Below are 2,679 nucleotides of genomic sequence, written 5' to 3'. Positions count from 1 at the left end.
CCCGGCGCCGACCTGGCGCGCACCGTCGGCAGGTTCGACCCCGCCTACCCGGCGCGCGGCGACCGGGCCGCGGCCGGCCTGTCGGCGAACGACCTCGACGACGCCTTCGCCGGCGGCCCCGCCCTCGGCAGGCTCGTCAAGGCGGTCAAGGAGCAGCTGCTCGCGGTGCCGGGCCGTGGCCTCGGCTACGGCAGGCTCGGACTGCCCGCCGCCGGGCAGATCGGCTTCCGCTACCTGGGCGAGCTGCCCGCGCGGATCGTGGACGCGCGCGCGGCGGATCTGCCCGCCGCGGGCGCGCTCGACATCGACGCGGCCGTCATCGACGGCGAGCTGGTCACCACCTTCGCCCACCCGGCGGGCGTGCTGACCGAGCAGCGCGCCGACGAACTGGCCCGGCTGTGGGGCGAGGCGCTGGCCGCCTTCGCCGCGCACGCGCAGCGGCCGGACGCGGGCGGGTTCACCCCGTCGGACATGCCGCTGGTGCGGGTCGGCCAGGCCGACATCGAGCGGTGGGAGCAGACCTACCCCGGTATGACCGAGGTGTGGCCGCTGACCCCGCTGCAGTCGGGCCTGCTCTTCCACGCGCTGATGACCACCGCCACGGTGGACGTCTACACCATGCAGGCCGTGATCGACCTGACCGGCACGGTGGACACCGAACGGCTGCACGCCTCGGCGCAGGCCATCCTGGACCGCTACGACAACCTGCGCACCGCCTTCGTCACCGACTCCGACGGCCAGGCCGTGCAGGTGGTCGTGGACGGCCTGGAGGTGCCATGGCAGGAGGTCGACCTGACCGGCCTGCCCGAGGACGAGCGGATGGGGCAGCTGCGCAAGCTGCTGGCCCAGGACCAGGCCGACCGGTTCGACATGGCCACCCCGCCGCTGGTGCGCTACGCCCTGTACCGCACCGGCGCCGACGCCTGGCACCTGTCCATCACCACGCACCACGTGCTGCTGGACGGCTGGTCGATGCCGCTGCTGCTGCAGGATCTGCTCGGGCTCTACGCGCTGCGCGGTGAGGTCGCCGCGCTGCCGCCGGTGGCCTCCTACCGCGGCTTCCTGGAGTGGCTGGACGGCCGCGACCAGCAGGAGTCGCTGCGCAAGTGGGCCGAGGCGTTCGAGGGGCTGTCCGAGCCGACCGAGTTCGCCCCGCCCGCCAAGGGCGTCGAGCAGTACGAGACCGGCAAGGTCACCGTGGAGCTCGACGAGGAGCAGACGCGCAGGCTCGACAAGCACTGCGCCGAACTGGGGATCACCGTGAACACGCTGATCTCCTCGGCCTGGGGCATCCTGGTCGGCAGACTCGTCGGCCGCTCGGACGTGGTGTTCGGCACCACCGTCTCCGGCCGCCCGGCGGAACTGCCCGGCGTGGAGACCATGGTGGGTCTGTTCATCAACACCCTGCCGGTGCGCATGCGCATCGACGAGCACGCCGCCATCGGCGACCAGCTGCGCCGGGTGCAGCGCGAACAGGCCGACCTGCTCGACCACCACTACATCGGCCTGGCCGACATCCAGCGCGCCGCCGGGGTGGCCTCGCAGTTCGACACCCTGTACGTGTTCGAGTCCTACCCGGTGGACCGCGAGGCCATCGCCGCGGCCAGCGACATCGACGGCATGTCGGTGACCGGTGTCGGCGTCAGCAACTCCACGCACTACCCGCTGACCCTGCAGGTGGTGCTGGAGAGCAGGCTCGAGATCACCTTCGAGTACCTGACCAGCCGCTACGGCGAGGACGAGGTGCGCACGCTGGCCGCGCGCATGCTGCGGGTGCTCGACGCGCTGCTCGGCGATCCGGTCGGCGCGGTCGGCGACATCGACATCCTCGACGAGTCCGAACGCGCGGCGCTGCTCGGCGATTCGGGTGCGGCGCAGGCTCCCGAGCCGGGCCGCCTCGGCGCCAGGACGGTCGCCAAGGTGCTCGCCGAGGTGGTCGAGGCCGACCCGGAGGCCCCGGCGCTGCTCGACGGCGACAACGAGATCGCCTACCACGTGCTCGACCGGCGCTCCTCGCAGCTCGCGCGGGTGCTCATCGGGCGCGGGATCGGCCCCGGCGACGTGGTCGCGGTGGCCGTGCCCCGGTCGGTGGACTCGGTGGTGGCGATCTGGGCGGTGCAGAAGGCGGGCGCGGCCGTGCTGCTGGCCGCGGGGCTCGACGCGGCCGCGGTGCGGTCGGCGGGCGCTCGCTTCGGCGTGACCCGCGAGGACCGCGCCGACGACGGCGTCGCCTGGCTGTCGCTGGCCGATCAGGCGGTGCGCGACGAGATCGCCACCGCACCCGGCCATCCGGTGTCCTACGCCGACCGGGTCCGCCCGCTCGGCGAGGAGCACCCGGCCTTCGTGGAACTGGTCGACGGCACGGTGTCCACGCTGAGCCAGGAGCAGGCGCTCGACCTCGGCGACAGCCTGCGCCGCAGCGAGGACATCGACTACGAGTCGACGACCTACACCACCGCCGACGCGGGCCGGACCGCGCTCGCTGAGTTCCTCGCGACCTCGGTCGCGGGCGCGCTCTCGGTGCTGCCCACCGGCTCGGTGGCCGACGATCTCGCCGAAGGGGAGGTCACGCACTGGTTCCTCGCCGCGGGCGAGTCCGCCGACGACGCCGACGAGGCGGTCAGGGTGATCCAGGAGCCGTAGGGACACGACCAGGCCGTGGGGGGGGGGGGGGGGGGG

At 73.6% G+C, this 2,679-nt stretch carries 1 protein-coding gene; it reads left to right on the top strand.

From position 1 onward, the window contains the following. Positions 1-2,643 (top strand): condensation domain-containing protein (locus QH283_RS12280; RefSeq protein ID WP_280503132.1); only part of this gene is annotated, 2,643 nt, incomplete at its 5' end. Between the last annotated feature and the right edge of the window lie 36 nt (positions 2,644-2,679).

It is taken from the genome of Nocardia farcinica (assembly GCF_029867845.1).
Lineage (GTDB): Bacteria > Actinomycetota > Actinomycetes > Mycobacteriales > Mycobacteriaceae > Nocardia > Nocardia farcinica_A.
The sequence above is the reverse complement of the archived record's forward strand: the minus strand, read 5'-3'. Positions and strand labels throughout refer to the sequence as shown.